The sequence below is a fragment of the Psychroflexus gondwanensis ACAM 44 genome (assembly GCF_000355905.1).
Lineage (GTDB): Bacteria > Bacteroidota > Bacteroidia > Flavobacteriales > Flavobacteriaceae > Psychroflexus > Psychroflexus gondwanensis.
Map to the genome: position 1 here is coordinate 341,483 of NZ_APLF01000004.1, position 17,405 is coordinate 358,887.

16 protein-coding genes are annotated in these 17,405 nt (G+C 35.9%); 6 read left to right on the forward strand and 10 right to left on the reverse strand.

Going from position 1 to position 17,405, the window contains the following annotated elements; all coding sequences use genetic code 11:
• The first annotated feature begins 57 nt into the window (after nt 1-57).
• Together PGOND44_RS05335 and PGOND44_RS05340 are read left to right on the forward strand one after the other, a co-directional pair.
• Nucleotides 58-1,725 carry a formate--tetrahydrofolate ligase gene (locus PGOND44_RS05335; RefSeq protein WP_003437616.1) on the forward strand — a complete coding sequence of 556 codons (1,668 nt, stop codon included), beginning with the start codon at nt 58-60 and terminating at the stop codon, nt 1,723-1,725.
• A 243-nt stretch (nt 1,726-1,968) separates the two neighbouring features.
• Nucleotides 1,969-2,739, forward strand: a complete 771-nt coding sequence (locus PGOND44_RS05340) for a class I SAM-dependent methyltransferase (protein ID WP_003437618.1) — start codon at nt 1,969-1,971, stop codon at nt 2,737-2,739.
• On the opposite strand, the gene PGOND44_RS05345 is transcribed toward PGOND44_RS05340, so the two are convergent.
• From PGOND44_RS05345 to PGOND44_RS05380, 8 genes are all read right to left on the reverse strand, one after another.
• Complete coding sequence (locus tag PGOND44_RS05345) at nt 2,736-3,737, reverse strand: FAD:protein FMN transferase (RefSeq protein WP_003437620.1); 1,002 nt, start codon at nt 3,735-3,737, stop codon at nt 2,736-2,738. The two genes, PGOND44_RS05340 and PGOND44_RS05345, sit on opposite strands and share 4 nt — an antisense overlap.
• Nucleotides 3,734-4,093: a hypothetical protein gene (locus PGOND44_RS05350; protein WP_003437622.1), complete on the reverse strand. Its 360-nt coding sequence runs from the start codon at nt 4,091-4,093 to the stop codon at nt 3,734-3,736. The genes PGOND44_RS05345 and PGOND44_RS05350 overlap by 4 nt, the downstream gene beginning before the upstream one ends.
• A gap of 61 nt (nt 4,094-4,154) precedes the next feature.
• Nucleotides 4,155-5,444, reverse strand: a complete 1,290-nt coding sequence (nqrF, locus tag PGOND44_RS05355) for an NADH:ubiquinone reductase (Na(+)-transporting) subunit F (RefSeq protein ID WP_003437625.1) — start codon at nt 5,442-5,444, stop codon at nt 4,155-4,157.
• 12 nt (nt 5,445-5,456) lie between these two features.
• Complete coding sequence (nqrE, locus tag PGOND44_RS05360) at nt 5,457-6,071, reverse strand: NADH:ubiquinone reductase (Na(+)-transporting) subunit E (protein WP_003437627.1); 615 nt, start codon at nt 6,069-6,071, stop codon at nt 5,457-5,459.
• A gap of 15 nt (nt 6,072-6,086) precedes the next feature.
• On the reverse strand, nt 6,087-6,836 hold the full coding sequence (locus tag PGOND44_RS05365) for an NADH:ubiquinone reductase (Na(+)-transporting) subunit D (RefSeq protein ID WP_003437629.1): 750 nt from the start codon (nt 6,834-6,836) through the stop codon (nt 6,087-6,089).
• 3 nt (nt 6,837-6,839) lie between these two features.
• On the reverse strand, nt 6,840-7,565 hold the full coding sequence (gene nqrC, locus PGOND44_RS05370) for an NADH:ubiquinone reductase (Na(+)-transporting) subunit C (RefSeq protein WP_003437630.1): 726 nt from the start codon (nt 7,563-7,565) through the stop codon (nt 6,840-6,842).
• Nucleotides 7,566-7,567: 2 nt separating this feature from the next.
• On the reverse strand, nt 7,568-8,731 hold the full coding sequence (locus PGOND44_RS05375; RefSeq protein WP_003437633.1) for an NADH:ubiquinone reductase (Na(+)-transporting) subunit B: 1,164 nt from the start codon (nt 8,729-8,731) through the stop codon (nt 7,568-7,570).
• 13 nt (nt 8,732-8,744) lie between these two features.
• The gene (locus PGOND44_RS05380; RefSeq protein ID WP_003437636.1) at nt 8,745-10,088 is read right to left on the reverse strand and encodes a Na(+)-translocating NADH-quinone reductase subunit A; all 1,344 of its coding nucleotides are present in this window, start codon (nt 10,086-10,088) and stop codon (nt 8,745-8,747) included.
• A 145-nt stretch (nt 10,089-10,233) separates the two neighbouring features.
• On the opposite strand from PGOND44_RS05380, the gene PGOND44_RS05385 reads away from it, so the two are divergent.
• Together PGOND44_RS05385 and pruA are read left to right on the forward strand one after the other, a co-directional pair.
• Entirely contained in the window at nt 10,234-11,484 is a 1,251-nt protein-coding gene (locus tag PGOND44_RS05385; protein ID WP_003437639.1) for a type IX secretion system plug protein, read from the forward strand.
• 102 nt (nt 11,485-11,586) lie between these two features.
• Nucleotides 11,587-13,212, forward strand: coding sequence for an L-glutamate gamma-semialdehyde dehydrogenase (pruA, locus tag PGOND44_RS05390; RefSeq protein WP_003437641.1), 1,626 nt, complete (start codon nt 11,587-11,589; stop codon nt 13,210-13,212).
• Nucleotides 13,213-13,287: 75 nt separating this feature from the next.
• Here the strand turns inward: pruA and rsmG are convergent, their stop codons facing one another.
• The gene (gene rsmG / locus PGOND44_RS05395) at nt 13,288-13,917 is read right to left on the reverse strand and encodes a 16S rRNA (guanine(527)-N(7))-methyltransferase RsmG (protein WP_003437644.1); all 630 of its coding nucleotides are present in this window, start codon (nt 13,915-13,917) and stop codon (nt 13,288-13,290) included.
• Between the two features lie 215 nt (nt 13,918-14,132).
• Here rsmG and PGOND44_RS05400 point away from each other — a divergent pair, with 215 nt between their 5' ends.
• Nucleotides 14,133-15,227: a fatty acid desaturase family protein gene (locus tag PGOND44_RS05400; RefSeq protein WP_003437647.1), complete on the forward strand. Its 1,095-nt coding sequence runs from the start codon at nt 14,133-14,135 to the stop codon at nt 15,225-15,227.
• Nucleotides 15,228-15,240: 13 nt separating this feature from the next.
• Nucleotides 15,241-16,428 (forward strand): pyridoxal phosphate-dependent aminotransferase, encoded by a 1,188-nt coding sequence (locus tag PGOND44_RS05405; RefSeq protein ID WP_003437650.1) that lies wholly within the window; start codon nt 15,241-15,243, stop codon nt 16,426-16,428.
• Here PGOND44_RS05405 and PGOND44_RS05410 read toward each other — a convergent pair.
• Nucleotides 16,421-17,287, reverse strand: coding sequence for a mechanosensitive ion channel family protein (locus tag PGOND44_RS05410; protein WP_003437654.1), 867 nt, complete (start codon nt 17,285-17,287; stop codon nt 16,421-16,423). The two genes, PGOND44_RS05405 and PGOND44_RS05410, sit on opposite strands and share 8 nt — an antisense overlap.
• Between the last annotated feature and the right edge of the window lie 118 nt (nt 17,288-17,405).

Genomic DNA, 17,405 nt, shown 5'->3' on the forward strand with positions numbered 1-17,405 from the left:
AAATACGCATTGATAAATAATTAAACATTCACATCCCAAAATTCAGAAAAATAATAAATGACTGATATAGATATTGCACAGAAAGTTAAAGCGGATCACATTAAAAAGATAGCTGAAAAATTAGACATTAAAGAAGCCCATTTAGAATATTACGGGAATGAAAAGGCCAAATTACCCTTAGACTTGATAGATGAGGAGAAAGTTAATCAGAGTAACCTTATTTTGGTGACGGCCATAACGCCAACCCCAGCAGGAGAAGGGAAAACAACCACTTCCATTGGCCTAAACGATGGCTTAAACCATATTGGCAAAAAGTCAGTGGTGGTCTTAAGAGAGCCTAGTCTCGGGCCTGTTTTTGGGATGAAAGGTGGCGCTACAGGCGGAGGCTGGAGTCAAGTTATTCCCATGGTAGACATCAACTTGCACTTTACAGGTGATTTTCATGCCATTGCTATGACTAACAATTTACTTGCAGCACTCATTGATAACAATATACAAAACAGAAGTAAAAATTTAGGCATAGACCCTCGCACTGTGATATGGAAGCGTTGTATGGATATGAACGATCGCTCTCTTCGAAACATCGTTTCTGCCTTAGGAGGCAAAGCAGGTGGAATTCCTAATGAGACAGGGTTCAACATTACAGCGGCTTCAGAAATTATGGCCATTTTATGTTTGTGCAAAAACTTAGAAGACTTACAAGACATGTGCTCCAACATCTATATCGGGGATACTTTTGAAGGTAAGCCCGTTTATGCTAAAGATTTAAATGCTTCTGGAGCTATGGCTGTTTTATTAAAAGATGCCATCAAACCTAATCTGGTTCAAACACTTGAAGGAAATCCAGCGATTATACATGGAGGACCTTTTGCTAATATCGCTCAAGGAACCAACTCTATTATCGCTACAAAAATGGGCATGAGTTTAGGAGATTATGCAGTCACTGAAGCTGGATTCGCCGCCGATTTGGGTGCTGAAAAGTTCTTGAATATAAAGTGCCGAAAAGCTAATTTATCTCCCAAAGCTGTAGTGATTGTAGCAACAATAAGAGCGCTTAAGTATCATGGAGGAATGTCACTAGATCGCTTAACCGAAGAAGATCTAGAGGCCTTAGAGAAAGGATTCCCAAACTTAGAGAGGCATATAGAAAGCATTCAAAGCTTTGGGTTGCCCGTAGTTGTTTCTATAAACGCCTTTAACAGTGATACCGAAGCGGAAAAAAAACTCATTTATGACTATTGCAAAACAATAGGAGTACCCGTAGCTTTAAGCTATGGCTGGGCTGAAGGAGGAAAAGGCTGTATCGAATTGGCCGAAAAAGTAATAGCTGCTGCTCAGACTTGTGAAGTGAAGTTTACCCCTACTTACGATCTGGAAGATTCTTCCTTCACCAAAATAGAAAAGATTTGCAAAAAGATATATGGAGCCAATAATGTAGTGCTTACAGACAAGGCGAAAAAGCAATTAAAGAAATTTGAAAATTTAGGCTATGCTAAGCTACCCATTTGTATGGCTAAAACCCAAAAAAGCTTAAGTGACAACGAAAAATTACTAGGCCGCCCTATAAATTTTGACATACACATCCGTGAGTTTGAAATAGCTACTGGAGCTGGATTCATTATTCCAATTGCTGGTAACATACTTAGGATGCCTGGTTTGCCTTTGACCCCTTCAGCTGAAAAGATTAAAATAGATGGAGAGGGAACAATCTCAGGGTTGTTTTAAAAAAAAGTAAAGATTGATTTGATCTTAAAATCATTTTCATTTTTTAATTCTATTTAAAGTTCAGCAGGTGAAACTATTAGTCAGGAATTAAAACATTTCACCTGTCAATGAATAATCCGTGAAGGAAAAATAGCAAAGAGTTGATCTATAGAAATTCATTATCTAAACAGGTATTATTGAGATATAATTTTAAATAATTGATGATTTAGCTTTAATTTTACTTTCGAAAAGTAAAATTAAATTTTGAAAAAAATATTCCAAGTCCTTCTCAACTTATTTCCAAGACCTTTCCTTATTCAGATGAGCTTAATCGTAAAGCCATTGTTGATTTTGGTTTATAAAGGAACTGCCTATAAAGATCCCATAGATGGTAAAACTTTTTCGAAATTTTTACCCTACGGGTATGAAAAACAAAGGCTCAATGTTCTGAGTCCGTCTACCTTATCTTTAGAAAGACACCGATTGCTTTGGTTGTATCTACAACGGAAAACAGACTTTTTTACTCGACCACAAAAGCTACTCCATTTCGCTCCAGAACAAGCCTTTTTTAAAAGGTTTAAGGACTTGGAAAATTTGGAATACACGACTACAGATCTCAATTCTCCCATTGCAGATGTAAAGGCTGATATCTGTGATTTACCATTTGAAACTAATTATTTCGACACGCTGATTTGCAATCATGTCCTAGAGCATATCAAAGATGATACTAAAGCTATGGAAGAACTTCTAAGAGTTCTTAAACCCGGCGGAATGGCATTACTCCAAATCCCACAAGATCTTTCGAGAGCGACGACATTTGAGGACGATTCTATAACTGATCCTAAAGACAGAGCTCGAATTTTTGGGCAATACGATCACCTAAGAATTTATGGCCGTGATTATTTCGATAAACTAAGAAAGATAGGATTTCAGGTTAAGGAAGTGGATTTCACTTCTGAATTAACTGAGGAGGAAGTTAACTACTTTAGACTTAGCAAAGGTGAACTACTCCCTATTTGCTTTAAACCCTCTTAGAATTCCTCAACTGAGGACTGAAGCTCTGGTGAGATATAAGTCTTTTGATTTCCCTCCGAATCACTATAAATAAAAATCACTTTGATGGCATTTTGTTTCTCTATGAATTGTATAGACTTTTCAAATCCCATTGCCATAAATGCAGTCGCATAAGCATCGGCATCGGCACAAGTAGTTGTAATGACAGAGGCCGAAAGAATATCTGTTTTTTGAGATTGGCCCGTATTCGGATTGATAGTATGAACATATTTTTTACCTGACAAAGAATCTGATCTAAACTTCCTATAATTTCCCGACGTGGCTAGAGACTCATTCTTAAGTTGAATACCGTACATCAATTCTCTAGAATTATTTGCAACAGGTAACTCGATCCCAACTTTCCAAGGGGAAGCCTTCTCTAGGTTCTTGCCTTTCACTCTCACCTCTCCACCAATTTCTACCAAATAATTATTAACGCCCTTGGAATGAAGATATTCTCCAAATACGTCCACAGTATAGCCTTTAGCTATGGCGTTAAAATCTAAATAGAATACAGGAAGGCTTGATGCCACTTGAGCATCTTCAGATAATTGAATATGGTTAAAGCCCACAAATTGGAATAGAGAGTCTATTTGTTTCTCTGTAACGTCTTCTGAATAACCTAAAGGGCCAAAACCATAAGCATTTACGAGCAAACCTACACTGGGATCAAAGTATCCCTGAGTATCTTCATAAATACGTTTAGAAGCTTTAAAAACCTTTTGGAAATTCTGATCAACAACGACCAACTCTCCAGAATTGATTCTTGAAATATCAGACTCAGGCATATAAGTACTCATAGATAAATTAATATCCTTTAAGATAGAATCAATTTCAGACCCCATAAGTATATAATCTTCTGAAAAATATTTAATGGAATAAGTAGTGCCTATAGCACTTCCTCTTAAAGATTGTGCGTTTGGAGTATCCTTATCGCAAGATAAAAAGAGAAGACTTAAGACTAAAAAAAGATATTTCATTTAATTTCGATTAAGCCCGTATAATTTAGAACGTAATCTTCTTCTGAGTCGACGGGTAGTTCATAGCTTATAGAATTAGCTACACCAACTCCTGCATAAAAAGTTTTAGCCTCATAATTAACAGCATGTTTACTAACTTTCTGCATTAACTCCTCATCATAAAGCACAGGGTTATCGGGGTAGTTAACTGCACGTACCACAACAAATATCAACTTCTTTTCTTTGGTCGCTACAAACTGTGGGTTTTTCGATTTTTTACTGTTTACAGCTAAAAATTCGTATCCCAGTTCTTCAAGATCCTTACCAACAACATTCATAGCAAGATTGTGTAATTGTTGATCTGTAAGTAGCCCCATATTTCTTTAATATAAAAACCCCAAACAGTATCCTGTTTGGGGGTATAAAATTCAATTCGTCTTATCCGCCGAAATCATCAAATCTGATATTTTCGTCTGGTATACCATAGTCTTCACCCATTTTTTGAACTGCTTGGTTCATCAATGGTGGTCCACAGAAATACAATTCCATGTCTTCTGGTTCTTCATGATGATCCAAATAATTGTCTATCACACATTGGTGAATAAATCCAACAAAACCGTCGCCTTCACCATCTATCCCATCTTTCACTTTCCAGTTATCTTCTTCTTGAGGTTCAGATAAAGCTAGGTAAAATTTGAAATTTGGATAATCCCGCTCTAAAGCTCTGAAGTGTTCCGTATAGAATAATTCTCTTTTTGAACGACCACCATACCAAAATGTCACTTTACGACCCGTTTTAATGGTTCTGAACAAATGGTATAAGTGAGAACGCATTGGAGCCATACCAGCACCACCACCTACATATAGCATTTCTGCTTCACTTTCATTGATGAAAAATTCACCATAAGGTCCGGAAATCGTAACCTTATCCCCTGCTTTACATCCGAAAATAAATGAGGAAGCAACACCAGGATTTACATCCATCCAGTCCCCTTTTGCTCTGTCGAAAGGAGGAGTAGCAATACGCACATTCAGCATGACTTTTCTGCCCTCAGCTGGATAGGACGCCATTGAATAAGCTCTTTCTACAGTCTCTGTATTTTTCATGACAAGTGGCCATAATTTAAAAGAATCCCATTCTGCTTTAAATTTATCTACCTCATCAGGGTGCTCTTCTGGATGAGCAGCTATGTCCATATCTTCAAACTTCACTTCACATGCAGGTATTTCAATTTGAATATAACCACCAGCTTTGTAACCCATATCTTCAGGAATTTCAACAATAAATTCCTTGATAAAAGAGGCTACGTTATAATTGGACACAACCGTAGCTTGCCATTTCTTAATACCAAAAACCTCTTCGGGAATTTGAATTGTCATGTCTTGTTTCACTTTCACTTGACAACCCAATCTCCAACCTTCAGCAATTTCTTTTCTTGTAAAATGTGGCTCTTCCGTAGGAAGGATAGCACCGCCTCCTTCTGTTACAATACATTTACATTGGATACAGGTTCCACCGCCTCCACAAGCAGATGGCAGAAATAATTTATTATCACTTAATGTATTTAGTAAAGTAGATCCAGAACCAACTTCTAAATCTTTCTCCCCATTTATATTGACCTTGACTGGTCCAGACGGAGATAATTTTGCTTTAGCTGATAGCAAAATAACCACCAACAACAAAATTAAAGTTAAGAATACCGCAACACTCGCTAATATAACTGTCATAATCCTCTTTGTTTATAATTTAATACCCATGAAACTCATAAATCCAATAGCCATCAGTCCTGTAATAATAAAGGTGATTCCTAATCCCTTAAGGGGAGCTGGAACATTTGAGTAAGCTATTTTCTCTCTAATGGCTGCGATGGCAAGTATGGCTAAAAACCATCCTAGACCACTTCCCAGCCCATATACTACAGCTCCTTCTATGCCGCTAAAATCTTTTTGCTGCATAAATAAAGATCCTCCTAAAATCGCGCAGTTTACAGCGATAAGGGGTAAAAATATACCTAAAGAACCATATAAAGCAGGTGCAAATTTCTCTACAATCATCTCAACAAGCTGAACCATAGAAGCAATTACAGCTATAAACATGATAAAGCTGAGAAAACTCAAATCCACATCAATAAATTCTGCACCTAACCAAGATAAAGCTCCTGGTTGAAGTAAGTAATTATCGAGAAGATAATTGACAGGAACTGTAATCAACAATACAAATATTACAGCAGCTCCCAGACCTACCGCAGTTTTCACTGTCTTTGAGACTGCGAGATAAGAACACATCCCTAGAAAATACGCAAAAATCATATTCTCTATAAAAATGCTTTTGACAAATAAGTTTACTAAATCCATCTCTAATGCTTTTATTTAATTTTCTTCAATTAATTTTCTATTGCCTGCTCTCTGCACCCAGATAATAACACCTACCACGATGAGTGCCATAGGGGATAATAGGAAAAATCCATTATCTTCATAACCTAAAGAGTATAATCCGGTAGACTCTGCAAGGGTTACCCCTTGATGTCCTAAAACTTCATAACCTAGCAATTTACCCGAACCAAAAAGTTCTCTAAAAAAAGCAATAACGATTAAAATAAGTCCGTAACCAGCAGCATTCCCAATTCCATCTAAAAACGACTTATAAACACCGTTACCTAAAGCAAAAGCTTCAAGTCGGCCCATGATGATACAGTTTGTAATGATAAGACCGATGAAAATAGAAAGTTGTTTACTCACATCGAAAGCATAAGCCTTTAAAATTTGATCTACAAGAATTACCATAGCTGCTACAACCACAAGCTGAACTATAATTCGGATTCGGCTTGGTATTGAGTTTCTAAGTAAGGAAATAATGACGTTACTGAAAGCCATTACAAAGACCACCGCTAGGGACATCACAATTGCAGGCTTCAGCTGAACGGTAATCGCTAATGCTGAACAGATTCCTAAAACCTGAACTGTAATAGGATTATTATCATTTAAAGGATCTTTTAAAATCTTACGATTTGCCTTTGACAAAAAATGTTCTTTCTCTTCCGAACTCGATAAAAAGAGAAGCATTTCACTCTTCTTCTTTTCGGCTTCAGTTTTAGATTTTGGATTTGTTTCTGAGCTCATAATTTATCGTGTTACAACTTTAATATTTTGACGCTGTTTGAAGAAAGGTAGATAATTTTTAAGTCTCTTTTCAATCATTTCAGAAACTCCATCACTAGTTATGGTCGCTCCAGAAATTGAATCGACTTGGTTATCATCCTTATTGTTTCCTCCGCTATATCCTTTTTTAACGTTTACCCCAACAAGCTCTCCTTGCTCGTTGAAAACTTTCTCATCAACAAAGCTTTGTTGAAACCAGTCCGTTGTAATTTCCGCACCCAATCCAGCGGTTTCTGCTTTATGGTCAAAAACAACACCTTGGACAGTGTTAGCATCTTCCTTAAGTGCTATATATCCCCAAATAGCATCCCACAGTCCATTACCTCTCAATGGAGCGATATAAAACTGGGAACCTTCGTAATCTGCTACATAGATAGGAAAACTTTGCTCTTCATCTGGTTTTGACAATTCCTTAGCTAAGTTGACATCGAAGGCATTGACATCTTCTTTCTCTTCCCCTTTGGAATTTAGAGCGATTTGCTGAGTAATGTATTTGTTAAATAATACTTCTGCATCCTCCCTACTTGTTTCAATACCAATAGTAGAAAGTATATTTTGCATTTTTTCTTTACGCACATTTTCCTTTTGCAGGGGTCCTAATGTAGTAGCAGTAAAAGAAAGTGTTACCGCAACAACAATGACCATGATTATTGCAAAAATAAAAGTGTATGAATTGCTATTTTTATCCATAATTAAGCTGTTTTAACTGTTTTCATTTGTAAACGGTTCTGTCTTTTCTTCACATTACCTTGAATAACGTAATGATCTATCGTTGGGGCAAAAACATTAAGTAATAATATGGATAACATAATGCCCTCAGGATAAGCCGGATTAAACACCCTAATCATAATACCGAAGAGTCCTATTAAAAATCCATAAATCCATTTTCCCCTTGTAGTTTGTGCTGCACTCACGGGATCTGTTGCCATAAAAACAATTCCAAATGCAAAACCACCAACAATTATATGCTGATACCAAGGGAAATTAGTTAAGCCGTTACCTTCAATATTTAAGGCATTAAAGATTAATCCCATTACAGCTGCCCCTATTAAACCACTTAATATAATCCTCCAGCTTCCAACTTTAGTCAGAATAAGAATTAAAGCTCCTGCAGCAATACACAGGGTAGAAGTTTCAGAAATAGATCCGGGTATTATTCCTGTAAACATCTCTGCTGTATTGTAACCTATTTCTTTGTTAGCCGCTAATGAACCTAAAATCGTTTCACCAGATATAGAATCAACATTTGATGCTTCACTTACCCAAATCTTGTTTCCAGACATATAAGTAGGATAGGCAAAAAATGCAAAGGCTCTTGCTGTTAGTGCAGGATTTAAGATGTTCATTCCAGTACCTCCAAAAGCTTCTTTCCCAATCAAAACTGCAAAGATAACCGATAAAGCTACCATCCACAATGGGATATCTATAGGCATAATCATAGGAATAAGCAACCCTGTAACTAGATAGCCTTCGTTCACTTCGTGACCCCTCATAATCGCAAATGCAAATTCAAGACCCAATCCTACACCGTAGGATACTACAATCATTGGAACAATTTTGTAAGCTCCATGAAGAATAGCCTCCAATATAGCCGGGGTTTCACCAAGTTGGATATAGTGCTGATAACCGGCATTCCACATCCCAAAAACCAAAGCAGGAATTAAAGCTATAACTACTGTAATCATAGTTCTCTTTAAATCTACAGCATCACGAATATGAGCTCCCTTTTTGGTTGTATGGTCTGGAACAAATAAAAAAGTATCCAATGCATTTATAGCTGGGCGATACTTTTCGAGCTTGTTCCCTGGCTCAAAAGGCTCTTTAACTTGATCAATTTTCTGTCTAATCCAATTCATAATTATTATAAATTTATCCTACTTCTGTTAACATAATATCCAGACCGCTTCGAATAATTGATTGCGCTTCGATTTTGGATGTATTTGTGTAATCTATAAGCGCAAAATCTTCAGGTACTACTTCGTAAATCCCTAAGCTTTCCATTTTTTCTATATCGCCAGCCATACAAGCCTTAATGAGCTGCATTGGAAATATATCCAACGGCATGACCTCTTCCATCTCTCCAGTCACCACCAAGGCTCTCTCTTCTCCGTTGATATTGGTATTAACTTCATATTTCTTCTTAGGAAACAACCAGGATAATGAAGTTTTGGACATGGAGTGAATATTGTTATCTTTAAAAGGTAACCATCCAAACATCCTATATTCATTTCCTTCAGGAATAACAGTAAGTTCATTAGCGAAAAAGTTTAAATACCCATCGGCCTCTACTTTTTCACCAGTCAATACATTCCCACTTATAATCCTAGAATTATCTTCAAAGTCTTTTAAAACCGACTTTACTTCTGAACCAGCAATGGTTTTGAAGTAAAGTCTATTTTTAGCAGATGTCCCAGTAACAGCAACTGTTCGCTGAGCATTATACTTCCCTGTTTTAAATTGCTCTCCAATGATAGCGACATCTTCAGGGTTTACGGTCCAAACTCTCTCTCCCCTATTCATAGGTTCTGTTTCATGGATAAGTGTTCCTACGTTTCCTGCTGGATGAGGACCAGAAATATTTAAAACTTCTACGTTCTCAATATCCTTTAAAAAAGAGGCAGATTGTTTATCAACACCTAAGTAAACTATCCCGCCAGTAAGTTTAGTTAAGGCATTTATACCTGCTTGAAAAAATTCAACTCTATCTTTTAGTATAAATTCTGCTGAACCCGTTAACGGGGCCGTGTTATATGCAGAAATATAAATTGCTTTAGGCGTATCATCTGCATTTGCTGGAACATTATAAGGTCTCTGGTTTAAAAGAATTCCTAGACCAGTTGAAAATATACGCTCTTTAACCTCAGAAGAATCTGATTTTAAGGGATCCATTACTCCAAAATCTTTATATTCTTGAGTCTCATCTGCTTCGATGATGACATCCAGGATTTTTCGCTTTGCACCTCTACGAACCTCTTTGAGTGTTCCGCTAACAGGGGATACCACTCTAGTTTTATCTGAATATTTCGAGAAAAATACCTCATCTCCAGCTTTCAATTTAGCACCTTCTTTAAGTACCATTTTCGGGACTAGAGAGTAGAAATTGGCTGGTCTTAGAGCTATGGTTTTGGACTTTTCAGCTTGTTCAAAAGTTTTAGTAGCTTCACCCTTTAGATTTAGCCTTAAACCCTTTTTAATCTTTACGTCTGTGGGCATCTTAAATTATCGTTTGATTTTGGTCTGCAAATTTAATAATTAAACTTGCATTCTTATAGCAAACAAATCTTATAGTTATATTATTTATAATCATTCTAAATAAATATACTTTAGATTTGTAACTTTACACCTTAATCTTTTAAAAATGAAATTAAAACTTGTTTTTCTAGCCCTGTTTATAGGTTCCTTAAGTCATTCTCAACAAGACTACGAAACCTTGCCCCCAGATTTTATAAAAACCATTGAATTTTACGGCTCTAGTGAAGAATTTAGTGGGACTCCTATCATTGCTAGAGGAGAAAGTTTGATTTTGAAATTTGATGACTTGAGAGCTGCAGAAAATGATTATTACTATGAGATAGAACATTACAACTTTGATTGGACCCCTTCCATCCTTTCAAAAAATGAGGTTTTAGAGGGCTTTGATGACATTAGACTTTTTAATTTCAGAAACTCATTTACAACCTTGCAACCTTACACACATTACGAGTTAAGATTACCTAATACGAATACAAGACAGCTTAAAGTTAGTGGAAACTACATGTTGAAAATATTTAACGACGATAAACAGATTATTTTTTCTAGGAAGTTTATTGTTTATGAAAATTTGGTCAATGTAGATCTTACAATAAGACGGTCTCGAGAACTTGACTACATCGGTGAAAAACAGGTTGTGAATTTTGAAATAGGTAGAGATAGTTTCATTTTTAGAAATCCTGAACAAACCGTCAAAACCGTTGTGGTTCAAAATAACGATTTCAGCACAGCCATTTACAATCTAAAACCTCAGTTTGTTCAAGGTAATACTTTAGTTTACAGATATAATGACGAGTCTGCCTTTTGGGGAGGCAACGAATACTTAAATTTTGATAATAAGGATATTAGACAAGGAACTTTAAGAATTGAACGCATAGAATTGCTAGATCTCTACAACTCTTATCTTTACCGTAACTTCGTAAGAGACGGAAGAGAATACACCTTCAACCCAGATATTAATGGGGCCTTTAGAATTAACACTGTTCAAGGTGATGATCTAGACATCGAATCTGAATATGCCAAAGTTCATTTTTCTTTAAACAATTACAAAGACTTAGAAGGCGGAGAAATTCACCTTTATGGGAGATTCAATAATTATGTATTGGATGACAGCACCTTGATGACCTTGGATAAATCTAGGTCTATGCTCACTAATGAATTGATTTTAAAGCAAGGCTTTTATAATTTTAAATACATTTATCTAGACGCCAACGGAAATTTTGATGGTGGTTTTATAAGTGGAGACCACGACGTGACCGAAAACGACTATCAGATTCTAGTTTACTATAGAGATATCGGGGCAAGATTTGACAAGGTTATAGGTATAGGTAATGGGAATAGTCGAAATATTATCAACTAATTAAATCCTTATTAACAGGTATTAATAAAAGCTTATCATGTTAAGTTTTATAGTTGAATTATATCAATTATATTTACGCTAATATTAAATAACACATAAATTATGGGAAAAGGATATTTTCAAGTGCCAAAAGCAATAAACGAACCTATTAAATCATACGCACCCGGTTCTCCAGAGAGAGAATCGATACAAAAAATGTATAAAAAGGTGTATAACGAAAAGGCTGAAGTACCCCTATATATTGGAAGTGAAGAAATTAAGACCGGGCACACTAAAAGCATCCGTCCTCCTCACGACCATCAACATGAAGTCGGTATCTTTCATAATGCTGAAGAAAAGCACGTAGAACAAGCCATTAATTCTGCTCTTGAAGCTAGAAAAAAGTGGGCCAAACTTCCTTGGGAACAAAGAGCTGCTGTATTTCTTAAAGCTGCAGATCTTATTGCAGGTCCCTACAGAGACAGAATAAATGCAACGACCATGATTGGTCAATCTAAAACTGTTTTACAAGCCGAAATTGATTCAGCTTGTGAGCTTTGTGATTTCCTAAGGTTCAATGTAGAATATATGACTGAAATCTACAGAGAGCAACCAGAATCTGCAGACAATGAGTGGAATAGACTAGAACATAGACCTTTGGAAGGATTTGTATATGCTATTACCCCTTTCAATTTTACGGCCATTGCGGGAAATCTACCTTCTAGTGCTGCATTAATGGGTAATGTAGCCGTTTGGAAGCCAAGTGATAGCCAAATGTTATCCGCTCAAGTTATCATGGAAGTCTTTAAAGAAGCTGGCTTACCTAGTGGTGTTATCAATATGATTATGGGAGATCCAGTAATGATTACCGATAAAATTTTAGCTAGAAAAGAATTCGCTGGAATCCATTTCACTGGAAGCACCAATGTCTTTAAAGGAATTTGGGCTAAAATTGGAGAAAACATACATACTTATAATACTTACCCTAGAATTGTAGGAGAAACTGGTGGTAAGGATTTTATTATCGCCCACAAATCAGCAGATGCGCAAGTAGTTGCCACTGCTTTATTGAGAGGTGCTTTTGAATTTCAAGGTCAAAAATGTAGTGCGGCTTCAAGATCTTATGTTTCTAACAGCCTATGGCCTAATGTAAAAGAAAGATTAGTAAAAGACGTAAAGTCTATTAAAATGGGTTCGACTGGTGATTTCGATAATTTTATTGGTGCCGTCATTCACGAACAGTCCTTTGATAAACTAGCAAAATACATCGATAGAGCCAAAGATAGTAATGAAGCTGAAATTATTGTAGGTGGTAATTATGACAAGTCTAAAGGTTATTTTATAGAACCTACGGTAATTGTGACCTCCAATCCACAGTATGAAACTATGGTGGAAGAATTATTTGGTCCGGTGTTGACTCTTTATGTTTATGATGACGACAAATATGAAGACACTCTTCATCTTGTCGATGAAACAAGTCAGTATGGACTTACAGGCTCAATTATCTCTACAGATCGTTATGCAGCCTCTGTAGCTACAGATATTTTACAAAATTCAGCTGGTAATTTCTATATCAATGACAAATGTACTGGTGCTGTTGTAGGACGCCAACCCTTTGGTGGAGCTAGAAATAGCGGTACAAACGATAAAGCAGGTTCAAAATTTAATTTATTGAGATGGTCTTCTCCAAGATTGATCAAAGAAACTTTTGTACCAGCCACCTATTATACCTACCCACATATGGGATAATTGATTGAGTTGTTATGACATTAAAAACCTCTGGACTTTTAGTTCAGAGGTTTTTTTCAATTTTAAAGCTAAAGTTTAGCCTTTGTATTTCATAGGTAAATAAACCACTTTTTTGGTGTCAAAAAATTCTTCTTCAAAAATATCTGAAAGCTCAAATACTTCTACGGTTCTGTATAGCTCCAACTCATCGGATAGATCTCCACCTTTTAGATAAAGAATACCATTTTTTCTTTCGTGCAGGGAGCGCTTAGCGATTTTACCTTTTACCCAATGCACAAAGCTAGGCATAACAGCAACTGCTCTACTAACTATAAAGTCAAATTCACCTGAAATATTTTCAACCCTATCGTTAATAGCTTTTACATTTTGAAGACCTAGTTCTTCAACCACTTCCTCAACGACTTTAATTTTCTTACCAATGCTATCCACCAGGGTAAATTCAGTTTCTGGAAATAAAATCGCCAATGGAATTCCTGGGAACCCGCCTCCAGTTCCAACATCTAGGACTTTTGAGCCAGGTAAAAAGGCTTGGATTTTTGCAATTCCCATACTATGTAAGACATGGCGAATATAAATCTCGTCGATATCTTTTCGAGAGACCACGTTGATTTTTTGATTCCAATCTTTATAGACTTCAGAAATTTTCTCAAACTGCTTTATTTGATTGTCATCTAAATCTGGAAAATATTTTACTAATAACTTCACGCTTTTAAGTTTAATGAATGTCAAAAATAACAGATATTATCTGTTATTAAAGGTAATCGACTGTTTTACCCTTATTTATTTAACTTATGGGCTCGAGGAAAGATACTCGACTAAACAAATTTTGAAGTTGAAATTATTATAAATCCAACACAATTGGGAGGCATACTTAATTTTGATAAGGATTAATTTTTATATTTGTTAATATAACTATTACAATGGTAAATTCAACGATCAAATTTTCAAGGAAAGACCCACAAAAGTTTTTTAAAACGCTTAACAAAAGGGTCAACGCTTACTTCAACGACAACAACATTAAGAAAACAGGAAACTGGAAGTTGCACATTAAGACCATTTTCATGTTTAGTTTATTTTTAAGCCCTTATTTCTTAATCTTATTTCTAGATATTTCAGATTGGTGGAAATTACTTTTCACTGTATTTATGGGAATAGGTATGGCTGGTGTAGGCATGAATGTTATGCATGACGGGAATCATGGTACTTATTCAAAGAAAAAATGGGTGAACAAGTTTATGGGAAGCTCCATTTATATACTTGCTGGGAATGTTTATAATTGGCAAGTTCAGCATAATGTTCTTCACCATACTTATACCAATATTCATGGCCATGACGAAGATATTGATGCTGGTGGAATTATCCGTTTTTCTCACGACGCGAAATGGAAACGTTTTCATAAATTTCAACACATTTATTCCGTCTTTTTATACGGTTTATTAACCTTCAACTGGGCATTAACGTCAGATTTCAAGCAAACCAAACGCTACTTAAAAAAACAATTATCTTACGGTAAAATGCCGAGCCATTTTAAACAATGGGGGTTACTAGCCGTTACGAAAGCTTTGTATCTTTCTATTTGGATAGTTATTCCTATTTTGATCGGGATCGTTTGGTGGAAAGTTTTGCTTGGTTTTTTTGTAATGCATTATACCGCAGGTCTTATGTTGAGTGTTATATTCCAATTGGCTCACATGGTTGAAAAAAATGATATGCCTATGCCAAACGAAGTTGGTGAAATGAAAAATACGTGGGCTATTCATCAATTGTTTACGACGACAAATTTTGCGACTAATAATAAGATTATGAATTGGTTTAGCGGTGGTCTTAATCATCAGGTAGAACATCATATATTTCCAAATATTAGTCATGTTCATTACAATAAAATTAGTGAAATTGTAAAAGAAACAGCCCTAGAATTTGATTTACCTTACAACGAGTATAAATCTACTCGAGAAGCAATTAAATCTCACTTCAGACATTTACGAACGTTAGGTAGCGAACCTCAACTTTCTTAATTTATTTATATTTATGATTCAACTTTCTGATAAAATTCAAAATCTTGAAACTTCAGCAACCCTAGCTATGGCCGCTAAGGCCAGAGAATTAAAGACTGAAGGCAAGGATATTATAGGACTTAGCCTCGGAGAACCAGATTTTAACACTCCAGATTTTATCAAGGAAGCTGCTATCCAAGCTATAAACGATAATTATAATTCTTATACACCAGTAGACGGTTATGAGGATTTAAAAAAAGCTGTTCAACTAAAATTTAAAAGAGATAACCATTTAAATTATAATCTCAATCAAATCGTTGTTTCTACCGGGGCTAAACAGTCGCTTTATAATATTGCATCCGTCATTATAAACCCAGGAGATGAAGTTATTTTACCCTGCCCATATTGGGTGAGCTATAAAGATATGGTAAAATTGAACGAAGGGGTGCCTGTTGAAGTACAGACAGATTTAGAACAGGATTTTAAAATGACTCCAGATCAGCTTAGATCTGCCATAACACCTAAAACAAAAATGCTTTGGTATAGCTCTCCTTGCAACCCAAGTGGTTCTGTTTATACCGAAAAAGAGCTTCGAGCTTTAGCGGAGGTCCTTAAAGAGTATCCAGACATTGTTGTGGTAAGTGACGAGATTTACGAGCACATCAACTTTGGAGAGGAAAAGACGTTCTCTATGGCACAAATTGATAGTATGTATGATAGAACGGTCACAGTAAACGGTGTCTCTAAAGCTTTCGCCATGACAGGTTGGAGAATTGGATATATTGGTGCTCCAGAGAAAATAGCCAATGCCTGCAAAAAACTTCAGGGTCAAGTGACTAGCGGAGCCAACTGTATTGCCCAGAGAGCTGTCATAACAGCTCTAGAAGCTCCTGTGGAAAAGATTCAATACATGATCGATAAATTTAAGTCAAGGCGTAAATTGATATTAGATTTAATTAGCAGAATTCAGGGTTTTGAATGTAATGAACCTAAGGGTGCCTTTTATATATTTCCAAATGTCTCCTTTTTTTTCGGTAAAACCTTTAATGGTAAGAAAATAGAAAACGCAACTGATTTCTCAATGTTTTTATTGGAAGTTGCCAATGTAGCTACAGTGACTGGTGAAGCTTTCGGCAGTCCAAACTGTATTAGAATTTCTTATGCTGCCAGCGAAGCTAATATTGAAGAAGCCTTAGAGCGCATCAAAAAATCCCTTACTTAATAGGTTGATCCGGTTCTGATTTAATGGAATCGGGATTGACTTCTCCTCCCTGAAATACCAAACGACGCGGAATTGGAATTTCAATTCCATGATCATCTAATGCTTTTTTAACAGCTTCCAACTGCTCCCAATAGGCTGGCCAATATCCATGAGAATTTACCCAAGAACGGGCTGTGATTTTCATATCATATTCACCAATTGAATCTAACCAAACGTCGGGCTCGGGTGTTTTTAAAATTTTGGGGTGCTTTTCTAAAGCTTCTAAAATAATTTTTCTGACGTCATCAATATCAGCGTCGTAGTTAAACTTCAAACTCAAATCTATTCTACGGGTTTCTTCCATCGTACGGTTGTCGACATCACTATTTGCAACATTTCCATTGGGCATAATAATAATTCTTCCGTCGAAAGTTTTAATTGTCGTGTAAAGGATATCAATTTTAACAACAAACCCCACATTGGATCTTACACTAATTAAATCTCCTACTTTAAAAGGTTTGAAGACTAAAATTAAAACTCCACCTGCAAAATTCGATAAACTTCCTTGAAGAGCTAAGCCAATTGCAATTCCTGCTGCGCCAAAAATAGCTAGAAAGGATGTTGCCTCCACACCTAAAATTGAACCAATAAGTGTAAACAACAATCCATATAATATGAAAAATGATAAGCTCTCTACAAATGTTTTAAGAGATGACTCAACTTTGGATTTTCTTAAAATGCGTTTCAAAACACGCATTGTAAATTTAATTGCGAAAACACCAAGCACCAAAGCAACCAGCGCATAAAGAATATTAGGGCCGATTTGGGTAATGAAGTTTAAAAATCTATTTTTTACCTCTAACCAAAAGTCTTGATTCATTACTTTCTATTTTCAAGTAATTTACAAAAACCAAGTCATCTAATGGAAATTTTTTCTGTTCATCACATCGAATAATTCTGCAATATTTTTTTTCCTAATCGCTATAACAATTCAGGCT

Bases quoted from the DNA above. Each gene is read 5' to 3' on its own strand.
- PGOND44_RS05335 (WP_003437616.1), top strand. From the start codon at position 58: ATGACTGATATAGATATTGCACAGAAAGTTAAAGCGGATCACATTAAA.
- PGOND44_RS05345 (WP_003437620.1), bottom strand. From the start codon at position 3,737: ATGAAATATCTTTTTTTAGTCTTAAGTCTTCTCTTTTTATCTTGCGAT.
- PGOND44_RS05350 (WP_003437622.1), bottom strand. From the start codon at position 4,093: ATGGGGCTACTTACAGATCAACAATTACACAATCTTGCTATGAATGTT.
- nqrF (WP_003437625.1), bottom strand. From the start codon at position 5,444: ATGACAGTTATATTAGCGAGTGTTGCGGTATTCTTAACTTTAATTTTG.
- nqrE (WP_003437627.1), bottom strand. From the start codon at position 6,071: ATGGATTTAGTAAACTTATTTGTCAAAAGCATTTTTATAGAGAATATG.
- PGOND44_RS05365 (WP_003437629.1), bottom strand. From the start codon at position 6,836: ATGAGCTCAGAAACAAATCCAAAATCTAAAACTGAAGCCGAAAAGAAG.
- nqrC (WP_003437630.1), bottom strand. From the start codon at position 7,565: ATGGATAAAAATAGCAATTCATACACTTTTATTTTTGCAATAATCATG.
- PGOND44_RS05375 (WP_003437633.1), bottom strand. From the start codon at position 8,731: ATGAATTGGATTAGACAGAAAATTGATCAAGTTAAAGAGCCTTTTGAG.
- PGOND44_RS05380 (WP_003437636.1), bottom strand. From the start codon at position 10,088: ATGCCCACAGACGTAAAGATTAAAAAGGGTTTAAGGCTAAATCTAAAG.
- PGOND44_RS05385 (WP_003437639.1), top strand. From the start codon at position 10,234: ATGAAATTAAAACTTGTTTTTCTAGCCCTGTTTATAGGTTCCTTAAGT.
- pruA (WP_003437641.1), top strand. From the start codon at position 11,587: ATGGGAAAAGGATATTTTCAAGTGCCAAAAGCAATAAACGAACCTATT.
- PGOND44_RS05400 (WP_003437647.1), top strand. From the start codon at position 14,133: ATGGTAAATTCAACGATCAAATTTTCAAGGAAAGACCCACAAAAGTTT.
- PGOND44_RS05405 (WP_003437650.1), top strand. From the start codon at position 15,241: ATGATTCAACTTTCTGATAAAATTCAAAATCTTGAAACTTCAGCAACC.
- PGOND44_RS05410 (WP_003437654.1), bottom strand. From the start codon at position 17,287: ATGAATCAAGACTTTTGGTTAGAGGTAAAAAATAGATTTTTAAACTTC.